This is a genomic window from Streptomyces sp. NPDC042346 (genome assembly GCF_055581845.1).
This window is the reverse complement of record NZ_JBVJEH010000009.1, coordinates 375,941-397,614: the sequence shown is the minus strand read 5'-3', so window position 1 is coordinate 397,614 and position 21,674 is coordinate 375,941. Positions and strand designations below refer to the sequence as shown.

The window sequence follows — 21,674 nt, the reverse complement described above, 5'->3', positions numbered from 1 at the left end:
GTACGTGTCCGTACCGCTCCAACCCCGCTCCTCCTCCGTCCGTCGTCCGTACCGCTCCAACCCCGCTCCTCCTCCGTCCGTCGTCCGTACCGCTCCAACCCCGCTCCTCCTCCGTCCGTCGTCCGTACCGCTCCAACCCTCTGCCTCGCCGCGCGCCGGCTCTGCCTGCTCTCTCCCCCTCCAGCTGATGTTTCTTCGCACGTCCATCCAGCTCCGCCATAGGCCCGTAGGGAAGTAGTCGGCGTGCCGCGGTCCCCTTGTCCGTGCCTGTGACCTGCCTGTTTGGCTTCTAGCGACTCGAATGGAAGGGGACTCGAAAGGGGACCTGAAACGGAACCTCAAAGGGGACTCCAAACAGGACTCCAAAGGGAACCCCAAACGGAACCACTCTGTTCGCTCCCGGCTGGCGCGGTCCCGAGCCTTCCCGGGGGGAGATATCTCCCCCCGGGCGGAAGGGCGGCCATGAGTCCTGCCGCCGGCCACGGGGAGGAGATGTCACTCCCCCGCACTCGGCGTTTCCTTCCTGCTCCGCGAGGGGGAGAGATCACTCCCCCTCGCGGACGCATGCGGGGCTGCCCGGCCAGCCATGAGCGGGGAGAGATCTCCTCCCCGATCGGACACTCAGGGTGGAGGGGAGAGATCTCCCCGGACGCGCGGTCCACGGGCCGGTTCGTTGCTCCCACGGTCCCCTCCTTTCACAGCTGTCCAAGGCGTCTTCGCAGGTGGCGAATGGATCTGCATTCGTCCGCTGCTCGTCCGTCGAGGCACGGCACGCTCAGGAGGGCGAACAGCAGACGTCTTCGGACAAGCAGCGCGCGGCCATGGGTCAGGCCCTCGCTGGCTGCAGCGGACCGGCGGACGCTGGTAACCCTGGCTCGGGTGGCCGGCCGCCACGTGGGCCGGCCAGTACGGGCAGATGCCGATGCGGCGGTGCCCCAGGTCTCGACCTGGGGCACCATAACCTCTACTCGTAGACTTAAGTAAGTCCCGTTTTCACTCCAGGGCCTCGCGCAGGTCGGCAAGGCGGTAGCCCGTCGGCTTGCCCGCCAGATCGGTGAGGCGGCGCGAGGTGAGCGTGAGGCCCGAGGTGCGCAGCGCTCGCGCGAGGGCCTTGCCAGCTTCGCGGAGCCGGATGTTCTCCTCGCGGTCGTCCCAGCGCTCCCACCGCTCGGGGTCGGACCGTCGCAGGTGGTCGAGGATCTGGGCCACGGTGAGGTGGGGCGGGTTGCCGTACTCGGCGAAGGCGCCCAGCAGGTGCCGCGCGATCGCAGGCTGCTCCGCTGCAGGGGTGCCCGTCGCCCCGGTGAGTCGGAGAAGCTCCCCCCAGGTAGGCGGTTCGCTGAGTCGGTCGTCAGCGGCGCCGGTGACGAAGTCCGGCAGCGGGGCGCCCAGAGCGGCGGCGAGGCTGGTCGCGTCGATCTCGACGAGACCAGCCTCAGCCCGTTCGGTTGCGCGGCGCTTCGCCTCGTCGAGGGTGATGTGGTGGATCTTGTGGATCATGGGGTCGTCCGGCATGCCGGGCGCGCCTTCGATGTAGACCTGTGCGCACTGCCGCAGGTCGTCGCCGGACTTGCCGTTGAGGCGGTGCGGAAGCCAACCTTCGTCCATCATGCCGCCGCCGAGGGCGGCCTTGACGTCCACATCCCGGCACGGGCCGAGGATCTTCAGGGCCGGCTGCTGAGCCAGGTTGGAGCCGAGGAAGGCTGTGGTGGCGCCCTGCGCGGCGAAGACGACCCAGACCCCCTCTTTCCGGCCGATAAGCAAGAGGGATGCGACAAGCATCTTGGAAAGGTCGGTCAGCTTGGGGAATTCGTCGATGAATACAAGGACTGCTGGATGTTCAGGGGACGGTTGCCAGGCGTCACCCATACCGAGACCGCGGCGGATGCGGGCGCGGCCGGCGGCCAGGCAGTGCAGCCACAGCAGCGTGCGCTCGATGGTCGCGGGGTCAAGGCTGGTGAGCCGGATCGCGTCTTCGTAGGGACCGGGTCCGTCACCGCTGGGGTCGAGGAAGAACGTGACCGCGTCGCGGCATGCCGTGGCGACGTCGACGAGCGCGCGCAGCAGGGTGGACTTGCCGCCGCCGGATCGGGCGATGACCTCGCCCATGAGGCCGGCCAGGGGGAAGGCGAGGGGGCGGCCGTTGGCGGAGCCGCCGTAGACGGAGGAGTCGGTGATGCTGATCGACTTCGGCGCGAGGTAGGGCGCGGGTGGTAGATCGGCGAACATGTCGCCTTGGCGTAGCAGGAGGGTCGCGCAAGCGGTGCGGTTCTTCAGCGGCTGGACGATGACGTCGCCCTTGCCGAGGTCGAAGAGCGTCTCGAGGTCGGGGGCCTTGTCGATGATCGCGGCAGGGGTGCCTTTGGAGACGCGGACGGTGGACTGCCAGCCCCAGGGCTGCTGCTCGACGTCGGTGATCTCGGCGACGGGGATGTTCTCAGCTCGCAGGGCGCGCAGGATGCACTCTCCTGCTTCGTCTGTGGTGGTCGCCCGGGCGATGGGGTACGGGCTGGTGTCGGGCTGGGTTGCGCCGGCTACGCCGGGGGCCGGCTCGGGCACGGGGAATCCGAGGCTGGGCGGCGGGGGGTTCAGCACGGTGGGCCGGCGCCCTTGGATCCAGGCGGCTGCCCCTGCGAGCAGGGTGGCGGTAACAGCGGTGTAGCCGGCGGGGGCGGGGTTCTGTGTGGCGAGGGCGACGGAGATGGCGACCAGCACGGTGGTGCCCAGGCGCCGGTTGCGGGCCCGGGCGGTGCGGGTGGCTGCGAGGTCGGCGCCGCTGGGCGGGCGGGGTGTGAACGTTTCGCCGCGGACGGCGTTCGCCTCGCGGGAGTAGAGGGCGCGCTGGCGGTGTGCCTGATGGTCGCTGGAGTTTTTCCAGTGCTTGAGCTGGGTGTTGATCTCCCGCAGGTCGGCGGTGCGGCGGTCTTTCCACTGGGTGTGCTGGTGATTGAGGTGGAAGGCGGTCAGGTACTCCGGGGAGAGGTCCTGGGCGTTCCACCAGCGGCTCAGCTGCCGCGCGGTGTGGCGGGTGCCGTCGGCGAGGACGGAGCGCTCCCGGACGGCGATCTTGTGTACGTACGCGGTGAGGGCGGCGCGTCGGGCCGGCCGGTCCGGTAGCGGCGGCTCGTTGGGATCGTCGCGGGGGCCGGAGTCGACGGCTTCCTTGTCGGACTCGTCGAAGGATGCGGGGGAGGCGGACATGCTGCTGCTCCTGGCGGTGCCGCGGTTGCCGGCCGGGCGGGCGGCGGCAACCGCGGCGTGGATCAGTTGAAGGCGCCGGTGATCTGGATGCCGATGCCGTTAACGAGGGGGACGAGGGTGGCTGCGGCCAGGCCGGCGCCACCTGCGGACAGCCCGAGTCCGCTGCCGGAGGCGGCGCCGAGCCCGAAGTCGAGGGAGACGGACTTGGTGATCGACTTCCAGGCGGTGGCCAGGCCGACGCAGAGCAGCACGAGCACCATGGCGCCGGACGGGGTGATCACTCCGGGGTGGGCTCCGCCGTGGATTGCGGGGGTGGCCGATCCGGTCGCGCCGGCCAGGACCTTGTCGCCGCCCATGTTCATGACGTGGGCGACGAAGCCGAAGAAGTACCCGAGGGCTCCCCCGGTGCACAGGACGGACAGCATGCCGAGTGCTTGGCCGAGGAGGAAGGGGATGAGGGCCTTCCAGCTGCGGTGGTCGTGGCGGAAGAAGCGCACTCCGCGCCAGACGAGGAAGGAGAGGGCCACGGTGAGGCCGCCGATCGTGACGTACGTGGCGGTGGTGAACATCAGGAGGCTCCGGTCAGGGCGGTGACGATCAGGAGGAAGGTGGGTCCGTAGAGCACGGCGGCGGAGATGTTCAGGGTGAACAGCCATCGGGTGATCGCGCTGGGGTAGCGCAGCCGCCAGGAGCCAGTGATCAGGGCGGCCATGAACGCCATGCCGACGGGCGCGGCCGTGCCGGCGTCGTGGGCCAGGGCGTAGAGGGCGGGCTGGATCAGCGCCCCTGCGGCCACTGCACTCAGGCGGGCCTTGTCGGCAACGATCCAGGAAAAGTCGAACATCCGGTCCCGGCTGGCGGTCGGGGCCTGCATCTCGGCGTAGTAGTAGTGGTGGTGATGGACCTCAACCCCGGGGGCGACGGCTGGGGGTTCCCCTTCTCCCTCGGCTGCGGTGTGGTGGTTCCGTCGAGTCGGGGCGAGGGTGTCCGTCTCCCCCAGGGCGGCCTTCACGTAGGCCCGGGCCCTGAGCTCGTCTCCGCCGATCGCGGCGGAGTCGGTGCCGGGCTGGCTCCGGGGCGCGGCGGCGGGTTCTGCTCGGCGGCGCCCGGTCGAGATCATCTTCATCGTCGGGCCTCGCGGTCCTCGGCGGCGCGGCCGGTCAGAGGCGGGACGAGCGTGAGGTGCGGGCGTCCGACGTGCCGCGGGCGCGCGGGGACGCGCGGGGAGGGTGCGGGCCGCCGGTCGGCGACAAGAGCGAGCACGTCCGCGACATGGTCGTCGAAGGACTGGGCCGGCGTGTTGGCGGGGCTGGGCATGGCTGGGTCCTCACGAGAATTCGGGAGTTCGCGGGCGGCCGGGGCCGGCGTCCGCAGAGCGAGGCAGGTGGGGCGGGGCGGGTCAGCGTCGGCCGGCGCCCGCAGGGACGAGGAGCTTCGAGCCGGGAAGCACCTGGTAGCCGTCGGCCAGGCCTGCCAGCAGGAGCTCGTCGTCGAAGGTCTGGGCTGTCGGCTGGCCCTCGGTGTCGGGTGCTGCGGGAGCCTGGTTGGCCAGGGCCAGGGCTTGGTCGACGTGCCGTTCCATCGGGGCAGCCGTGCCGGCGCCATACCGGGTCACCGCGGCCGGGAGCCAGGTGTCCTGGGACTTGTGGAACTTGCGGGCGCGGGGTGTGCCGATGCCGACGGCGCTGGCGCACTTGTTGATGCCCCACGCGAGCTTGCCGTCGCTGCGTAGGGGCACGAGGCGGACGAACCGCTCCTCCACCTCCGCGTCCGTCAGGACGTCGGTCATACCGTCGGCAGCCCCCATACCGCTCCCCACCTGCGGTTCTTCTGGGGAGGCCGGGTCGTCCGGGGTGCCGGTATGGGTGGTGCCGGTATGAGGTGGAACGGTTCCGGCGGCTCCGATCAGCGTGCTGCGCATGGCTTCGAAGGCCGCTGCGGAGCGCAGGTTCATACCGGCCCATTCCGCTTGCCGGACGCGGAGCTGCAGTCGGCCGACGACCTGTTCCAGCACGGCCGGGTCGGCGCACCGGGCGCGCTCGCTGGCGGTCTGCGCGCGGCTGTCGGCCCGTGCCTCCAGGAGCCGGTATGCCCAGCGGGTCGGTCGGCCGGCTTTGCGGACCGCTTCTTGGGCGCGGCGCAGCCGGTACCAGCGGAAGGCGGCCCGGGAGACGCGGACCTCGGCGGTGGCCTCTTCTTGGGCCAGGTCCTGGCGGGCGGCCAGGAGCAGGGCGACGCGGACGGCCTCGACGGGGTGGAAGAGGCGGACCAGCGCCAGACGCCGGTCCGGGCGGGCGCGGCTGCTGCGGGCGGCACGGCGTTCCTCCAGGGAACCGAGTTCCCACAGGACCGCGGCCAGGACCGGCCACACCGCGCGGACGACCGCGCCGAGCAGCGAGGCGGCTTCGGCCGCGGAGAACAGGGAGCTGGTGCCGGCCAGGACCCAGAACAGGACCCCGGACAGCCCCGGTCCTTCGCCGGCGCGGGCACGGCGGCGCGCGCGGCGCCCGCAGACCATCGCGGCGACGTCGAGGGCGACGAAGGGCAGAAGGTCGAACGGGTCGCTCAGACCCATCTGGTGACGGCCCACACGGCGGAGCCCGGTCGCCGACAGGGCAGCTGCCGCGGCAGCGATCACCATCGTCAGGCGGTCTTCGAGACGCCGTCCGTACAAGTCGGCGGCAGCGGAGCGTTGCTTGTCGTCGAGGGCGGCGTGGACGGCCCGCCGTCGGCGCAGGGCGAGCGCCGGGCCGAGGGTGAGAACGATCGCGCCGGCGACGAACTGCCAGGAGGTGAGCAGCTCGGTGATGGGGAGCGTCGTTCCCGGGAGCTGGTCGAAAGTCACGGGCTGTCCCTCCGGGCGGCCTCGCTGGCGGCCTCGGCGGCGCGCGCCTGCAGCTCTGCGGCAGTGACGAGGGCGGGCTCCTCGGTGACCCAGGTGCGAAACGCCTCGCGCTCGAGGGTGGCCTGGTGCCACAGCGCGAGCAGCAGGACGGCCAGCGGGCTGACCTGGTCGGTGCCGGCAGCGGCGGGGACAGGCACGACCAGGATCTGGGCGGGTTCGCGCCGAGCAAGGTGGCTGATCAGGCGGCGGTGGCGGCTGCGCAGGTCGGTCAGCTCGCGGCGGGCGGTTCGTGCCTCGTGGCGCGCGGTCGCCGCCGCCCGGAGCAGGCCCACGAGGGAGCCCTTGCGGATGAAGCGGATCATCGGTCACCTCCGCGGCACGGCCGGCCGGCCAGCTGCTGGGTGGCGGCGGCGCGGTCGGGACTCAAGGTCGGCGCAGCAGGGGGGAGGGCCAGGTGGTGGATCACGCCGCCTCCGTCCAGCCGGCCGCAATCCGGTGGGTGCGGCGGAGATTGTCGCGGTGTTGGACCGCGGCGAGGATCGCGGCCGTGTTCTCGGCTCGCCTGGTGGCCGGGATGGAGTTGCCGGTGTACTGCTGGGCGATGCGCTGGACATCGGCGCCGGCCTGGATCCGGTCGGTCTGGGCGAGGGCGGATCGGGTGTCTTCGGCGCGGGCGCTCTCCAGTCGCTCGTGCTCGGTCTTGAGGCGGACGGCGAGCTTCTTCTGGGACAGGCCGCCGCGGACGCCGTGCGGGTCGTCGTCCCGGAGGGCGAGCTCGGCGCATACGGCGCGGACGGGGCAGACCGAGCAGTGGTCGCGGATGGTGGCGGCCCTGCGGCGGCGCCAGGTGGCGTCGGGCTCTTCGTCGCCCTGGTAGAAGTGGTCGGGGTCGGGAGCCACCGTGTGGCAGACGGAGTGCTCCAGGGCCTTGCGCAGCTGCGGCCGGCGCAGCTCTCGGGCGATGAGGTTGCCGTCGCGGCCGGCGAGGTATCCGCCGCCGGCGAGGACGTCGATCGGGTCCGCCTGGGCGAGATAGAGGGCGATGCTCGCCTCGTCGGTGCCGTCGGCGGCCGATCGCGTCTCGGCATGGGCCGGCTGGCCTGCGATCATGATGCTGTTCATGGATTGTCGTCTCCTGCGAAGCGGGGGCGACGCGCTCCGCACGGCCTCCGGGGGTCCAGCCCCGGAGGCCGCTTGCGTGGAGCGCGCGGATCGGGCGGGCCGTTCGACGGGGGGTGCCCCGGCCCGCGCCGTGCTTGAGCACGGCCTGAGGTCAGCGGGTGGTGCAGCGCGGGTCGTTCGGGGCGACGGCGACGGAGCCGTACTTGTCGTTGCCGTGGAAGATCACGTACACGCGGTTCGGCCCGTCACACTTCGCGCCGACGTTGGAGAAGCCGTCGCTCATCACGACGATGTCCATCGGCTGCTTGTTGATCGCGCCCTTCGGCGCGTCCATGAAGGGCTGGTCGGCCTTGCTTCCGTCCAGGGCGCAGCCGGTGGCGCCGAGGGCCAGCATCGTGGCGAGGGCGGCGGCGACGGCGGTTCGGGTTCGGGTGTTCATGGCGGGGCTCCATCACTCATAGAAACATCTGGCTCATCTGGCTCACTCCAGATGAGCCAGATGTGTGATGATGGTGCACCTGAAGATCGCTCACGTCAAGGGGGATGCCCGATGAAGCGGACCAGGACCCGGGGCCGCCCGCGCCGGTACGGCAAGATGAGCCCCATGTCGCAGCCGAGCCCGCAGGACCAGGTCACTGCCGAACTGCGCCGCGCGATCGCGGCCGAGGAGTTCGCCCGAGGCAGCTTCCTGCCGTCCAGCCGCGTGCTCGCACCACGGTTCGGCGTGGTCCGGAACACCCTCATGGCCGGCCTCGCGACGCTGGTCGAGGAAGGGCTGGTTGAGGCGCTCCCCAAGCGCGGCTACCGGGTGATCGGATTCCCGTCGGCCTTCGAAGTCGTCTGGACGCAGGGCGGACAGCTTCTGCCCGCCGGCGAGGAGCAGCTCGGCCACGGCGAGGAACTGCGCACGGAGGTTCGCCAAGCACCGGCCGCGATCGCCCGCCTCCTCCAGGGCCCGGACGGGATGACGGTCGCGGTGCGCAGCACCGTGCACTGCCACGAGGGGACGCCCTGGGCACTTCGGGAGTTCTTCACCCCGCGGTCGGTGGCCGACGTGGCCCGCCAGCTTCTGGAACCGAAGATGGTCGATGAGGAGCGCTTGCTCGCGGAGCACGGGATGGCGCAGGACGGCGTCCGCAGCTGCTGGTCGACCAGGGGCGCAACTGTCGAGGAGACCCGCGTTCTGAAGTCCGGCCCTGCTCCCGTGCACTTCGTCCAGCGGACCGGCTTCCACGAGGGCGAACCTGTCTTCTGCGAGCTGACGACGGTTCGCGCCGATCGCGTGCATCTGTCGCGGTCAGTCGGGAGTCCGCCTGAAATGCCCGAGCCATGACAGGTATTTGGTGTGTGCGCGCCATGTGCGGCGACCATCAATCGGCTGTCCACATACGACAGGTATGGGGATAAGGTGACATCCAGTCGATCTAGCATCGGCCCCGAAAATGCACGATGCCCCCGCGACCTTGAGCAAGTCGCGGGGGCTTATCGAACCGAGAACCGATAAGGCGGTGTCTCGTGGTGAAGCGTACCCGCACCCACGCGCAAGCACTCAGTCAGCCTGCTGATCGAGCGACGTCTTCGACGTCGCCGCGGCGGGCTGTTCTGCTGTGCGGCTCGCGCGATGGGCGCACTGCCCCGGTTGAGGGGGGCGGGATGTCGTAGTTCGCCGGGCGGGCGCCTTTTGCCAGGCCGCTCCTCGCCCTTCTCCGCCGGTCACGGAGTTTGCCGCTCCTCGATCCGGCCTTCACCGCTCAGCAGGAGTTTGCCGCTCCCCTGAGCGAGGTTCAGACCTCGCGGTCTGATGATCACTGCCTCACCAGCAGCTGCCCCAAGCGGGGCTTTGTCGTACCCCGGGCCAGGCCCGGAGAGGACGGAGTACATCTTGCAGTACCGCCATGCCCTTTGTCAGCTCAGACCCCGCCGGCAGGGTCTGATCCCGGCCACTGCCCTGGCCAGCGCGACCAGATCCGCGCGCCAAGGCTCCTCGCGCATGTCCGCCGCCGAGATGCACGGGCCCGCCCTGGAACGGCTTCTTGCAGCGGCCCGCACCCCTTGTCCGGCTGCTGGCAGCCTTCCGCCACGCCGTCTCCGGCCCGTGGTTCGTCCCGCTCTCGGCTGACTCGCCGGCCCGTACGGCGGACGAGGGGAGAACGGCGCTGCCGCACCCCTTGTCCTGCAGGTCAGCCCCTGGTTCCGGCCAGGTCCGAGAGGCGCCGCGGAGACAACGGGTCCGGGTGTGGACAAGGGGGGCCGAATTCTTCCGCCTTCCCCGTCACACCGAACCGGGCCCGCACACCTCTATGGCCGACACCCACCTCTGACCGGCCGAGGACCGCGCCCACATCGACAACACAACAGCCCCCTCTGCGACCGGCGGGGGCTGCGAAACCCAGCGCAGTGAGCCGTGTGCCGCTGTGCCAGGAGAAGTGTGCCCACCACCGCTCTTTCCTCTGATTCACCGCTCGCCTCACGCGAGCACCCCGCTCCGGCGGCGGCAGCGGGACCCGCCGCGGCGCACTGTGGCGCGCCCGTCCGACGGCAGCGGGTGAAGGTGCCGATGCGACTGGTCACCTCGCCCTTCTACGCCGACATCGCGCTGGCGGTATACGTGAAGGTGAAGGCGCTCGGCATGCGCGAGGAGGGGTGCCAGGCGAGGTCGTCGACGATCGCCTCGTACCTGCACCTCTCGAAGGCCTCCGTGGAGCGAGGCCTCGCGCAGTTGTCGCGGCCTGCCCCGGACCAGATTGTGGAGCTGCTCTCCCAGCGGCGCACGCTGCGCGGCGGACAAGGGACCTCGGCGCTTCGCCGGACCAGGCCCGTGTCGCGGACGGAGACCTTCGTGTGGGTACCGGTGGCCGCCGCGGAGGACCTCACGCCCCGCCAGCTGCGCGCGTACGCGATCATCGCGTACGCGCAGGCGGTGGGTATCCAGCTGACCGAGGGGGAGCTCGCCGGCTCCCTGTTCCACCACTCCGGCAAGAAGGCCGGCCAGCAGCTGACCGTGACGGCTGCCGGCCAGGTGGTCGACGAGCTCGAGGCGGCACGGTGGCTGACGGTTCGGCGCCGCGCCGGAGCCCGCGGACGCCACCTGTTCACCGCTCACGACATCGCTCCTACCGCTGCTCCGCAGGACGAAGAGGTCTCTGGCACGGCCGGCACGGCCTCCGGCGGCAACGCGGAACAGGCCCAACAGGGGTTGCCGGACGCCCTTGCGGCTGAGACGGACAGTTCCCCGGCTGGTGAGGGATCGGGTCCGCTGGCTGATGAGGGATCCCTCGCGAATGAGGAAACACCTAGGACTGACCGACCGGAGGAGACGGGTGCGCTTGGCTCACCCGCCGTAGGCGAGGTTCAGGTAGTAGAGGGCGCTGCGCCTGTGGAAAACCGGCCGGTCCCCAAGCCGCGCAGCCGGGCTTCGGCGGTTCTCGCGCTGCGCGCGGATGCACACAACCAGCCCGTCATCCCCAAGCCGAGGACCAGTCCGTCGACGGAGTCCCGGCGGGCGTACAGCGGCCCCCAGCTGACGCTGAGCCCGGCGATCTACACGGTGCTGGAGCCGGTCCACTGGCTGCTGGAGCGGGTCGACAGCGCGTTCGTCGCACGGAAGATCGCCCGGGAGGTTGGCCGACAGCTGCGCGAAGGGATGGCCGCGGAGCGGATCAGCCACCGCCTCACCATCCGCGCGGCCCGGACGATGGCCTCGGAGATCCGCGATCCGGGCCGCTGGCTGCTCGGCGTGGCTCTTCCGCGTTGGGGCTGCGGACACCAGGACTGCGAGAGCGGCGTCATGTGGTCGAACGGGCAGCGCTGCGATGTGTGCGCGGAAGTCGTTGCCGACCGGGCCGCGGCGCGTCAACGCGATCAGCGCCTGGCGGAGGGCTTGTGTCCTGAGCACGGCACCCGGCCTGGGCCTGCCGGATCCTGCACGGACTGCGTCCTGGACCACGCCATCCGCCACCCTGTCCCGGCCCCTCGGCCTGCGCCCGTCGGACCGCCGCGCGGAGCGTGCACCGGGTGCGGTGCCCGGATCTTCCTGATCGGTCAGGCCATGGTCGACAGCTTCTGCCAGCTCTGCCGCTGCGAGGTGTCCGGGCTGCCGCCGGTCGCGGCGCGCTCCTCCTGTCCGGCCGTCGAACCCGCGACGTGCGTCGGCGGTGCGGACGGTTCGGCGTGCGACCGCCCCGCGCTCCCGGCCCGCAACATCTGTGTCCGCCACCGGATCGTGGAGATCGCCACCGCGGTCTGACGCGCACGCCCGGACCTGATCCGGACCAGCCACCCTCGGACCGGGACGGCCCGGCTGGGGGCGGTGCGGCCGGTGGTGCGGGTGCTCCGCACCACCCGCGGCCGTCGCAGGACCGCCGATCGACCGAGGGCCGCACCACCGCACCACGGGGCCCGAGGCACGGACCGATGGTGCGGTGCGCCGGCCGGTCGGGTGCCTGCGGCTCGACCGCACCGCACCTCCGCACCGCCGCACCAGGGGATGCGGTGCGGAGGTGCGGTGCGGTGCGGTCGAGGCCGGTTCGGACGGTGCGGTGCCCCCAGTGGGCCGACCGCACCGCGTGTGGTGCGGTCGGTGGTGCGGCGGGCAACCGGGCCCGTCGACAGCCCCGTGCGCGGGAGCGAACCTCCCTCCCGGCTCGGTATCGGTGACTGCGGAACGTAGTCGCCAGCCCCCTTGTCCGAGAGCGGTGCTCACTAGTCACCCCCTTGTCCAGCTCCAGGCAGCACCCCTTGTCCAGCTCAACCGCCGTCGGCCGCACCCCCTTGTCCGGGTCCCGGCAGGTGCCCGGCCCCCTTGTCCAGCGTCTGACCGCCCCCTTGTCCAGGTCAGCCCCAGTCACGTTTCTCCTGGACAGGGTCAGCTCCCGCCCGTCCGGACGGCCGCCCGGCCCGCCCGGCGCCCGCAGCCGCGAAGGCGCCGGCCCGGGCCGGAAGCTCCTCGCCCGGGGAGAGATCTCTCCCTCCGGTCACCCTCCGCGTCCACCACGGCTCCTCCAGCCCGGGCCGTCTTGTGCCGGACCCGGTGCGGTGCAGCGTCCGCACCGCACAACCGCACCACCGCACCGCACCCAGGACGACGCCCTGGATCGCGGTGGTGCGGAACGGCGACCGCACCTCCCGCACCACCACCACCGCACCGCACCCATCAGCGGACCGCACCCCGGTGGTGCGGTGCGGTCGGGGCCGGCGGTGCGGTGCGGACCCCTTGTCCGCGCACCGCACCGCACCGCACCCCCTTGTCCGCGCACCGCACCGCACCGCACCCCCTTGTCCGCGCACCCCCTTGTCCAGCCGGACCGCGCCGGCGATTCCCCTGGACCGCACCGGCCGCGGAAGGCGATCAGGCCGCGGACAAGGGGGGTGCGAAGAGCGTGAGCGACATCAGCCAGATGACGCGAAAGGACGGGCACGGACGTGGCCACCAAGAACCGCACCGCCTCTGCCACTGCTCTCCCCGGGTCCGGGTACGGCGCCCTGCAGCGCATGAACCGCGACTGGGAGGTCCTCAGCCGCGACCCCCGCGCTGCCGACCGGATCGCTTGCTGGGCGGAGGAGGACGACCAGCTCGCCGGCGTCCGTACCCCCCAGGACGTCGTCGAGCGCCTGGTCCAGCTCTTCCGCCGCGGTGACTGGGCCGGACACGACCAGGCCCTGGCCGCGCTGCTGCGACGGGCGACCACCGACGACTTCGACGGGCAGGTGGCCTGGCGGGTCGCCGTCCGCATCCTCCTGCCCAAGGCGATCTTGATGGCCAAGACCCAGCTGCGGCCCGGGGTCGACTGGGAGGTCATCTTCAGCACGGTCCTGAGCGCGCTGTTCGAGGTGGTGCGCACCTACCCGCTGGCCCGCCGTCCCCGGGCGATCTTCGCGAACCTGTCGATGGACACGCTGATGCTGGCCCAGAGCACGCTGGCCGACGACTTCGACGACCGCCGCGAGCTCCGCAAGATCACCCGGTCGCTGGCGCCGCTGGCCGGTGACCCGCAGGTGCCGCTGATCGGCACCGAGGCGCCGGACCCCCTCCTTCAGTTCGAGCTCGCCGATCTCCTGGCGCACGCCGCCGAGCTTGAGCTCGTCAGCCAGGACGAGCCGGAGCTGACCGACGGCGACGCCCGTACCGAGCTCCTGGCCTTGGTCATGTGGGCGGTCGACATCCAGGCGCTGAAGGTCTCCGACGCCCAGCGGATCACGGAGTACTACCTCAGCACCTCGCTCGACCCCGACCAGGCGTTCCGCACCACCCGCGCCATGGGGACCGAGGGCGCCAGGCTCCGCCAGCGCGCCAGCCGAGCGGTCCGCCCGCTGCGCGACGCCGATCTGAAAAACGGCTACCTCGCCACCGTCTGAAGTTCCCGGCCGCCAACCGTCACACCGCGGCCCTGATCGGCACCTCTAGTGGCGATCCGCATCCACGACCTCTTTCCGCCCCCTCCACCGAGACCGGGAGTACCACTGTGTCCACTTCCCTCGCCGGCCCGCACGGACCCTCCGACTCTCTCCTCGACGAGGACGAGACCCGCGTCGCCCGAGCTCGTCGCCAGCTGACCGAGCTGGGCACCGCGCTCGTCCTTGCTCCACTCGACCGCGGGGTGCACCAGGCCCTGCGCCGCTTCATGGAGCGCGACTCCGAGCCCGCCCTGCAGTCCTGGGAGTCGATGCTCCAGCGCACCCCCGATGAGCTGCGCGAGCGGATCCGTGCCGTCATCACCGCCCAGGCCGAGCGGAGGGCGTCGTGAAGTTCCGCCGCCGTCGGCCGGCGGCCGAGGACGAGACGTGGGACGACGTCCCCGCGGCGCAGCCGGAGCCGGACCTCGTCGACAGCGAGGACGAGACCGGCTGGCAGACCAGCACCGCCAGCCTGTCCGGCGCCGCACGGCTCGCCCGCATCGGGGCCTGGGTCCTGATCGCCTCCGGCCCGCTGCTGGGGGTCGCATCACTGCTCGGCACCTCCGCTCCGGCCCAGAGCGCGCCCGCCGCGGCACCGGCCGCGCAGTCGGTCGCCGACACCGGGCCCAACGGATTCGCGCAGCTGTACGTGGCGGCCTACATCGAGGCCGGGCAGGGCACCGAGAACTCGCTCAGCCCCTACTTCGCCGGGTCGATCACGCTGACCAACCAGCCGGGGACGCGCAGCACCACGCGCACCGTGGCGGTGGCCAGCCGTGAAGTGCAGCCGGGGTACTGGACGGTGACCGTCGCGGCCCGGGTGGCGCAGAAGGACTCCAAGGGCGCCTGGTCCGACGCCGGCCTGCAGTACTACCAGGTCCCCGTCCAGGTGCTGGGCCCCCTGTCCGCGGGCGGGAGCAAGAAGTCCGAGGACGGGGCGGCGGGCTACGCGGCGACGGCCCTGCCGGCCCAGGTCGCCGCACCGGGCGCGTTGAAGCCCAGCGGGCTCGGCTACGGAACCGACCGCGGCAGCAACCCGGCCGACCCCGCGACGCAGACGATCGCCGGGTTCCTCAGCGCGTACCTCGCTGGCAAGGGCGAGCTCGACCGGTACACCTCCCCCGGCGTCACCCTGCGGGCCGTCGCCCCGGCGCCGTACACCGGCGTCGAGATCACCGACGTCGCCGACGACTCGGGCAACGCCAGCAGCACGACGGTCCCCACCGACGGCGCCGTCCGCCAGGCATTGGCCACGGTCAACGCCAAGGACGCCTCCGGCGCGACGTACCCGCTGACCTACGCGCTGACGCTGCGCTCGCGCGGCGGCCGCTGGGAGGTCGCCTCCCTCGGGTCCGCCCCGGTGCTCCAGCGCGGAGGCGCGCCAGAGCTGGCCTCTCCCTCCCCCAACTCCGGCGGCACGGACGACGCGGGGGCCAGCTCCTCGCCGTCGCCGTCGCCGTCGAGCTCCTAACCCTGTGATCCAGAGAGAAGAACGATGCACACCACCACCGACCCGAACACCGTCCTGCTGGCCGGCGACATCCTCACCTGGGCCACGACCAAGACCAACCAGGTCGGCACCCTGGTCAAGCTGGTCGCCGGCGTCCTGGTCGTCGTCGCGATCATCGGCGCCTACTGGCGCACCAAGTCCTGGGTGGCCACCGCCGTGGCGTTCCTGCTCGGCGCCCTTGTCCTGTGGGGCATCGCCAACATGCCCAGCCTCCAGGGCAAGGTCGGCTCCGAGATCAACGACACCGGCACCAAGGCCATCCACCTCGTGGTCCCGCCGGTGGCCAAGCCGGCCGCCGTCGGCGACGGGCCCGTGCTGTGAGCGCCGACGAGGAGCAGTTGATCGGGCACTCCTACACCCGGGCGCGCAAGCATCCATTGGTGATCGGGAAGCTCCCGGGCGCTGGGCGGCTCCCCGGCGGCCCGTACACGATCACGCAGATCGTGACGATGGTCGCCACCTTCCTGCTCCTGGTCATCACCCGGCAGCTCTGGGCGCACTTCGGCGCCATGAACGTCCTGGCGATGGTCATCCTGCCCTGGGGCACGGCCTGGGTCCTGCGATACGCCCGCCTGGACGGACGCGATCCCGCCCGGGCGCTGCGCAGCCTCCTGGTCTACGCGTCGACCCCGGCCGACGGTCGGCTGGCGGGCTCGCCCCAGCACCGGAGCCGGCCGCGGCTGGCCGGCGCCACCTGCACCGTCCACGTGCGCACTGCCCCTCGGGCCGCTCAGGCCAAGCCGGTCCCGGCGGCCGTCCCCGCGGCCCGGAGGCCAGCGGCCCGGCCGGCTCCGCGCCCGGCCCCCGCCGCACAGCCCGTTCCGGCCGCTGACGCGTCGGCGCCCCGGACCCGCCCGCCGGCCAAGTCCGGCCTGCAGGCACTACTCGCCTCGCTCGACGAGCGATGACCCCTCCTACCGAAGGACTACCCGCATGAACACCACCACCTCCCCGGCCACGTTCATCCCGGCCGCCACCTGCGACCACGTGCGCAAGGTCGCCCTCATCGAGACGCCGCTGATCACTGACCTGGTCGCCGCGATGTGGCACCTCGAAGCGGCCGCCGCGCGGGCCGGCAGCCCCGCCGAGGAGGCCCGGGCCTGCCGCGGCCAGGTGAGCGAGGAGGTCTTCGCCTCCTGGATCAACGGCAACGCCGCGCGCGTCCGCGCCGCCCTGAACCGGATCACCGCTCCTTACGAGGCCCCGGCCGGCACCGTCCCGGCTCCCTGACCTCCTCACCATTCGCCGCGCCGGCCCGGCCTCCGGAGCCGACCGGCGCGGCACCCCCTCGTACTTCGCACCGAAAGCAGGAATCCCATGCGCCTCCCCGTCCGGCACATCAGCGGCCACCTCCTCTGGACCAAGAACGCCGCCGTGTGGGGCGTGTGGAAGGTGGACTCCGAGAACTACACCCACGCCTCGCGGGCCACGAAGCGGGAACGGCTGGACGCGCTCGAAGCGCTCTTCAAGTCCTTGCGCGGCGAGGTCCTGCTGCTGTCGCTGTGCCCGCAGGTGGACGCGGCGTCGGTGGTCACGCGCATGACCTCCGGTGTCGACCTCGACAAGTCGCCCGAGTACATCGACCTGTCCCTGCGGGTCCTCGACCAGCTGGAGGACTGGGAGCTGACGGGCCGGGTGGATTTCATCGCGGTTCCGCTGCCGACCGCCGACTTCAAGGAGTCGGCGAAGGCCGTGTTCGCCTCCGCCCAGGGCGAGCTGCTCTCCACGCTCGGCATGCCGGTACCGCCGGTGAGCATCACCGAGGAGGAGAAACGATTCGCCGATGCCCGGCGGATGGCCGCCTCCTGGCCGACCGGAATCAAGATGAGGCCGGCCACCGAGGCCGAGATCCTCTGGATATACGGACACAGCGCCCGTCGCGGCGTCAGCGAGCCGCTCCTGCCCGAGGAGGGCGCCGCCCGCTCCCTGCGCGGCCGCGGCCACACGGTCACCGCCCACACCCAGGTGATCCTGGACGAGGGGGCCCGCAGCGACAACGGATCCAAGGCGCCGGTCAACCCCTTCCGCCGCCGCTACCTGAAGTCGTCGACCGAGCACGGCGACTCCTACCAGGCGTTCTGCGTCCTGTCCGAGATGCCCGAGAGCTTCGTCTTCCCCGGCAGCGAATACCTCAGCGCCCTCGACGACTTCGGGTTCCCCGTGGACTGGGCGGTCCGGCTGCACATCGAGGCCGGCTCCAAGGCCGAGCCGCGATCGCGCCGCCAGCAGCGCGAGCTCGCCCACCAGCGAGGCGAGTACGAGGGAGAAACCGCCGGCGTCCCGGCCTCCCTGGACAAGGCCTCGTTCCAGCTCGACGAGTACCGCGACCGCCTGACCTCCTCCTCGACCGAGGTCGAGATCCGGGCGACTGTCATGACGTGCGTGTGGGGCGCCGACGCGGACGAGGCCAACGAGAAGGCGAGCAGCCTGGCCGCCCACTTCGGCGGCAACGACTACACCTTGGTGCGGCCGGTCGGCGACCAGGCCGCGCTCTTCCACGCGATGCTCCCCGGCGTCCCCACGCCCAAGCCCGTCATGGACTACACCCAGTACCTCCTCGCCAGAGACTTCGCGATGGCCCTCCCCTTCTGCGGCGCCGCCCTCGGCGATGACACCGGCAGCCTGTACGGCCTGCAGCTCAACGGCGGCGGCGTGCGGCCGGTCCTGGTCGACTTCAGCCACGGCCCGAAGGTCAACGCCTCGGCGTCCGCGGCGTTCGTCGGCGAGCTCGGCTCCGGCAAGAGCGTCGCCATGAAGACGGCCATGCACTCGATCCTGGCCACCGGCCACCGCGAGGGCACCGCCGGCAGCCGGGGCCGCGCGCTGGTCATCGACCGGACCCCGCAGCAGGAATGGAGCCGCTTCGCCGCCGCGTGCCCGGGCACCACGCAGATCATCCGGGTCGACGAGACGGCCGGCATATCCCTCGACCCCCTGCGAGTCTTCCGCGGACCGCGGGCCGCGCGGTACTGCGAGTCCTTCCTGACCCCTCTTCTGGGCATCGGCTCCATGAGCGTCGAGGGCGTCACGCTGGCCGAGGCCATCGAGGCGACCCGCCTTGCGCCGAACCCGAGCATGAACGCCCTGGTCGACACGCTTGCCCGTCGGGCCAAGACCCCGGACCCGGACGAGCCCAACGACGCCGCGGTGCGTGCCTCCGCGTCGGAGCTGGTGCGCACCCTGCGCGCGCTGGCGAAGAAGGACCTGGGGAAGGTGATCTTCGATCCGACGCTGCCCGTCGTCCAGATCACCAACGCCGACAGCATCGTGTTCGCGGTCGACCGCATCGGCCTGCCGACGAAGGAGGAGCTGGCCGAGCACCGGCTCGGCAGCCTGGAGATCGAAAAGCTCTTCGGCTGGCGCCTGATGTACCTGATCACGGCCCTGTGCCGGGAGATCGCCTTCTCCAACCCGGCCGAGTTCTGCGGGGTTTTCCTGGACGAGTGCTGGTGGCTGACCTCGAGCGCGGAGGGCTCCAACCTCCTGCTGGAGATCATCGCGGACGGGCGCAAGCACTTCGCGGGCGTCTTCGCCGGCAGCCACGACCCGTACGACATCGGGCCGCGGAACGAGATCGGCGACAAGATCCGGTCGTTGCTCAGCCACATCTTCGTCTTCCGCCACCGCGGCAAGACCCTGGCGAGCCGGTGCCTGGAGTTCCTGGACCTCGACCCGGCCGACCCGCAGATGCTCAAGGTCATCACGGAGAACCTGAGCCCGATCAACGTCTCCGACACCGAGCGGCTGCTGCGGGCAGGCGAGTGCCTGTACCGCGACCTGCGCAAGCGGATCGGCGGCATGAAGGTCCTGATCCCGGCGGATGAGCGCGCGGCCGACGCGATCCACACCACCCCCGGTGGCAAGGACGCCGACGCCGACGAGCTGGACGCCGTGCCGGTGCTTGAGAAGAGCTTCGCATGAGCGCCCGCCGCGCAACCGTGCGCCGCCCGCAGACCGGCCGCCGCCGGGTCTGGCTCCTCGCGATTCCGATCGCCGTCTTCCTCGCACTGTTCGCCGCCCTGGCGTGGGCCGACCCGGTCCCGACGCCGTCGCCGGGCCCGGCCCCCTCCGCGCCGGGCTCCACCCCGTCGCCCAAACCGACGCCGGCGCCCAACCCGACGCCGACGAACCCGATCACCGAGCCGCGGCCCGGCCTGTCCCCGGCACCGCCGGACGGTAAGCCCGTCGACGACCTGAGCAAGTCGCCGACGGACGGCTCCGACGGCCTCCTGCAGCCCTTCAACGTCAAGGACCAGTACGGCGTCCCGATCTCCGCCTACACCGTCAGCGCGGACACCGGCGGTTGGACCGACATCGACCTGAAGATCTGGAACATCCTGGCCCAGCTGTTCTTCGGCATCGCCAAGTGGTTCATCGGCTTCGCGTGCTGGCTGATCAAGTGGGCGCTCGACTTCGGCCTGGCCAAGATCCTCGTCGGCCCGGTCGACCACATCGCCACGACGATCCGCGACCAGGTCATCAACCGGCTGGGTCTGCCCGGGTTGTTCCTGACCTTCGCGGGCGTCTACGCGGGCTGGCACATCATGTTCAAGCAGAAGTCGCGGGGCTTCGCCGAGGCCGGCGTCTCCCTGGTCGTGGCCGCGATCGCCACCACGGTGCTGCTCTCGCCGGCCCAGGTGCTGCTCGGGACCCAGGACCAGCCCAGCCCCGGCGGGTCGACGATGCTGCTGTCCCAGGAGGGTCTGCTGGGCAAGTCGAAGGACCTGTCCCTGCAGATCTCCAGCCTGGTGCTGTCCGAGGACCCCAGCCGTACTCAGGCTCAGACCGCCACCGTCAGCAAGCCCATCACCGACGCGCTCGTCGACGCGTTCATCGTCAAGCCGACCCAGCTGATGCTCTACGGGCAGGTCTTCGACGGGAAGTGCGCCGAGGCGTTCGCCCAGGCCAAGCTCGTTGAGTACAACTGGTCGCAGAAGGGCCTCAACTTCTGGGAGGCCACCCGGGCGAACCCCGGCGGCGCGTCCTACAGCGACCAGCTCCTCAACGCCGGCGACCAGTTCACCAAGGCGTGCCAGGGCCAGAACACCAAGATCCAGGCGAAGAAGGCGTCCGCCGACCTCACCTTCAGCGCCGCGTTCGTGGCCCTGGCCGCGATCATCGTCTCGGTCCTGGTGGTCCTGGTCACCGGCGGCTTCCTGACCGCGCAGGGCTGGATCGCCTTCGAGGGCATCCGCGGCCACTGGGCGCTGTGCGCCGGCATCCTGCCCGGCGGCGGCCGCGCCGTTCTGTGGCGCTGGGTGTCGGCGATCACCAAGGCCGTGCTGGCCGTGGTCCTGTCGATCCTCTTCTTGGCGATCTTCATCCTGATCATCATCGCGCTCGTCCGTGCCGACACCGGCTCGATCCTGGCGGTCAAGTTCATCGCCATCGACATCACCGCGATCGCCGGGCTGGCCGGGCACAAGAAGATCAAGGAGACCGCCCGGCAGATCTCCGTCAACCTCAACAGGCGCCTGGCCAACGCGCGCGTCGGCGGCTCGCGGCAGAGCGTCTTCAACACCCCCGGCCGGTACGCCGAGACCGCCCCCGGCCTGAAGCAGGTCTGGGGTGAGGCCCGCGGTGAAGCGCGGAAGGTCACCACACCCCTCAGCAAGGTCGGCCGCACCGCCAAGCAGCTGTGGACCGGTCCGCCGCAGGCCGGGAAGAAGGGCGGGCGGGTGCGCGCGGCCGCGAGGCTGGCCACCAACGTCGCGACCGCCGTCGGCACCGGCGGCACCGCGACGGCGGCGAAGATCGCAGCGCAGAACGTGGCGAAGCAGACCTTGAAGAAGCGCCTGGCCACGGCTGCCGCGAACAAGATGTCCCAGACCAGGGGCGGCCGGGCCACCATGGCCACCGGCAAGGTGGCGGCTGCGGCCGGCAAGTACGGGTGGAAGGCCACCAAGTTCACCGCCCTGGCCACCGTCGGCGCGCCGGTCGGCATCCCTCGGGGAGTCGCCGCGGCCAAGCGGGGCACAGCGACCGCCAAGGCCCGCGCCGACCAGGTCAAGGGCCAGCTCACCGCCGTCAAGGACCGGACGGCCGCCCGGGTGGACAAGAAGGTCGGCGAGGCCGTGGCGTTCAAGGACGAGTACGTGCGCAACGTCGCGACGGCCGGCCGGTTCGTGGGACGCCACGGCGCGAACATCCAGCTCGGGATGGCGCAGCCCACGGCACCGCCCAAGCCGTCCACGCCGATGGGGACCAGGGTCGCGGCCACCGCTCCCCGCGTTCCCGGAACGGCTCCGCGCCCGGGCGCATCCGCTCCGAAGGCCGCGCCCAAGGCGGCCTCGAAGAGCACGCCGGCGGCTCCCCCGAAGGGCCAGTCCGCGGGGCCGGCTTCGGTTCCGACCCTGCCTCACCCGCCGAAGGCGCCCAAGCCGGCGCCGGCGCCGGCGCCCAAGCCGGCCGGCCCGGACACCGGCAGCACGCCGGCCGCTCCGAGCCCCAGCGCAGGAACGCCGCGCCGTATTCGCCGCGCGACCCGGCCTGCCGGACCGCCGCGCCCGAAGTCCTGATCCTCCCGCTGGTGGGGCCCGCACCACGGGCCCCACCAGCCCCGCTTCCCTTCTCGCGCCGTCGTCGCGCGACCACGTCGAACCA

Annotated in this window: 18 protein-coding genes; 10 read left to right on the top strand and 8 right to left on the bottom strand. The window is 71.7% G+C overall.

Annotated elements, in window-relative coordinates:
- Positions 1-993: 993 nt before the first annotated feature.
- The 8 genes from ACZ6K0_RS31685 to ACZ6K0_RS31650 all read right to left on the bottom strand — a co-directional run bounded on the left by ACZ6K0_RS31685 (position 994) and on the right by ACZ6K0_RS31650 (position 7,607).
- Positions 994-3,201: a hypothetical protein gene (locus tag ACZ6K0_RS31685; protein WP_469236247.1), complete on the bottom strand. Its 2,208-nt coding sequence runs from the start codon at positions 3,199-3,201 to the stop codon at positions 994-996.
- Positions 3,202-3,263: 62 nt separating this feature from the next.
- A complete protein-coding gene (locus tag ACZ6K0_RS31680) occupies positions 3,264-3,770 on the bottom strand; it encodes a hypothetical protein (RefSeq protein ID WP_469236246.1) in 507 nt (168 codons plus the stop codon).
- Positions 3,770-4,327 (bottom strand): hypothetical protein, encoded by a 558-nt coding sequence (locus tag ACZ6K0_RS31675; RefSeq protein WP_469236245.1) that lies wholly within the window; start codon positions 4,325-4,327, stop codon positions 3,770-3,772. The genes ACZ6K0_RS31680 and ACZ6K0_RS31675 overlap by 1 nt, the downstream gene beginning before the upstream one ends.
- Positions 4,324-4,518: a hypothetical protein gene (locus ACZ6K0_RS31670; protein ID WP_468479617.1), complete on the bottom strand. Its 195-nt coding sequence runs from the start codon at positions 4,516-4,518 to the stop codon at positions 4,324-4,326. Before ACZ6K0_RS31670 ends, ACZ6K0_RS31675 begins: the two co-directional genes overlap by 4 nt.
- A gap of 82 nt (positions 4,519-4,600) precedes the next feature.
- A complete protein-coding gene (locus ACZ6K0_RS31665) occupies positions 4,601-6,046 on the bottom strand; it encodes a DUF2637 domain-containing protein (RefSeq protein ID WP_469236244.1) in 1,446 nt (481 codons plus the stop codon).
- Positions 6,043-6,408, bottom strand: coding sequence for a hypothetical protein (locus ACZ6K0_RS31660; protein WP_469236243.1), 366 nt, complete (start codon positions 6,406-6,408; stop codon positions 6,043-6,045). Before ACZ6K0_RS31660 ends, ACZ6K0_RS31665 begins: the two co-directional genes overlap by 4 nt.
- Before the next feature lie 100 nt (positions 6,409-6,508).
- Positions 6,509-7,168 (bottom strand): WhiB family transcriptional regulator, encoded by a 660-nt coding sequence (locus tag ACZ6K0_RS31655; protein WP_469236242.1) that lies wholly within the window; start codon positions 7,166-7,168, stop codon positions 6,509-6,511.
- A gap of 151 nt (positions 7,169-7,319) precedes the next feature.
- Complete coding sequence (locus tag ACZ6K0_RS31650; RefSeq protein ID WP_469236241.1) at positions 7,320-7,607, bottom strand: hypothetical protein; 288 nt, start codon at positions 7,605-7,607, stop codon at positions 7,320-7,322.
- Positions 7,608-7,718: 111 nt separating this feature from the next.
- Between ACZ6K0_RS31650 and ACZ6K0_RS31645 the strand changes: the two genes are divergently transcribed.
- The 10 genes from ACZ6K0_RS31645 (at position 7,719) to ACZ6K0_RS31600 (ending at position 21,589) form a co-directional block, all read left to right on the top strand.
- Entirely contained in the window at positions 7,719-8,501 is a 783-nt protein-coding gene (locus ACZ6K0_RS31645) for a GntR family transcriptional regulator (RefSeq protein WP_469577433.1), read from the top strand.
- A gap of 1,224 nt (positions 8,502-9,725) precedes the next feature.
- Entirely contained in the window at positions 9,726-11,414 is a 1,689-nt protein-coding gene (locus ACZ6K0_RS31640; RefSeq protein WP_469236239.1) for a hypothetical protein, read from the top strand.
- A 1,175-nt stretch (positions 11,415-12,589) separates the two neighbouring features.
- Positions 12,590-13,522, top strand: a complete 933-nt coding sequence (locus ACZ6K0_RS31635) for a hypothetical protein (RefSeq protein ID WP_469236238.1) — start codon at positions 12,590-12,592, stop codon at positions 13,520-13,522.
- Positions 13,523-13,629: 107 nt separating this feature from the next.
- On the top strand, positions 13,630-13,911 hold the full coding sequence (locus ACZ6K0_RS31630; RefSeq protein WP_051709007.1) for a hypothetical protein: 282 nt from the start codon (positions 13,630-13,632) through the stop codon (positions 13,909-13,911).
- On the top strand, positions 13,908-15,032 hold the full coding sequence (locus ACZ6K0_RS31625) for a conjugal transfer protein (protein WP_469236237.1): 1,125 nt from the start codon (positions 13,908-13,910) through the stop codon (positions 15,030-15,032). The genes ACZ6K0_RS31630 and ACZ6K0_RS31625 overlap by 4 nt, the downstream gene beginning before the upstream one ends.
- A 24-nt stretch (positions 15,033-15,056) precedes the next feature.
- Entirely contained in the window at positions 15,057-15,392 is a 336-nt protein-coding gene (locus ACZ6K0_RS31620) for a hypothetical protein (protein ID WP_469236236.1), read from the top strand.
- A complete protein-coding gene (locus ACZ6K0_RS31615; RefSeq protein WP_469236235.1) occupies positions 15,389-15,979 on the top strand; it encodes a hypothetical protein in 591 nt (196 codons plus the stop codon). The genes ACZ6K0_RS31620 and ACZ6K0_RS31615 overlap by 4 nt, the downstream gene beginning before the upstream one ends.
- 25 nt (positions 15,980-16,004) lie before the next feature.
- The gene (locus ACZ6K0_RS31610; protein WP_469236234.1) at positions 16,005-16,301 is read left to right on the top strand and encodes a hypothetical protein; all 297 of its coding nucleotides are present in this window, start codon (positions 16,005-16,007) and stop codon (positions 16,299-16,301) included.
- Positions 16,302-16,388: 87 nt separating this feature from the next.
- Positions 16,389-18,992 carry an ATP-binding protein gene (locus ACZ6K0_RS31605; RefSeq protein ID WP_469236233.1) on the top strand — a complete coding sequence of 868 codons (2,604 nt, stop codon included), beginning with the start codon at positions 16,389-16,391 and terminating at the stop codon, positions 18,990-18,992.
- Positions 18,989-21,589, top strand: a complete 2,601-nt coding sequence (locus ACZ6K0_RS31600; RefSeq protein WP_469236232.1) for a DNA polymerase III subunit gamma/tau domain-containing protein — start codon at positions 18,989-18,991, stop codon at positions 21,587-21,589. Before ACZ6K0_RS31605 ends, ACZ6K0_RS31600 begins: the two co-directional genes overlap by 4 nt.
- Positions 21,590-21,674 lie beyond the last annotated feature (85 nt).